Here is a 539-nt window from a genome sequence, read left to right as displayed (position 1 = left end):
CAATCATTTCGCCACTGGCACCACCTACCTGGACAGCTTCTGCATCAATAGCACCAGCTAAGTCGAGTGCATCGGAGACGCTAATACCATGCTCAACTTCATAGATGCCAGGGCGCTCGCAGTCGCCGCAAATACTGAGCAGCTTGCTACCTTTGCTGTGCTCGGTGCCAAGAGACTGAAACCACTCAGCACCTTTGTCCAGAATATGAGGCACGTTGCAGAAGGTTTCGACGTTGTTCACCACTGTTGGATAACCCAAGTAGCCTTTCTGCGCAGGGAAAGGTGGTTTGTTTTTTGGTTCTCCGCGTTGTCCTTCGCATGAGCTGATCAGAGAGCTTTCTTCGCCGCAAATATAGGCACCTGCACCAAGTTGGATGCGGATATCGAAGGAAAAGCGTGTTCCGGTTGACTCGTCAATAAGCATGTCTTGGCCGAGCAGGGCTTCTCGACGTCGTTCTTCCAATACGCTATTTAGGTAGGGCAGCAGGTAACGATATTCAGCGCGCAAATAGAGAATGCCATGCTCACTACCAATTGCG

General features: G+C 51.0%; 1 pseudogene. It reads right to left on the bottom strand.

Annotated features, from left to right (window positions below):
• Positions 1-539: pseudogene (locus A3735_RS23000) on the bottom strand (NADH:ubiquinone oxidoreductase); the annotation flags it as partial.

Source organism: Oleiphilus sp. HI0061 (assembly GCF_001635675.1).
Note: the sequence above shows the minus strand (reverse complement) of the source record. Positions and strands in the feature narration are given on the sequence as shown.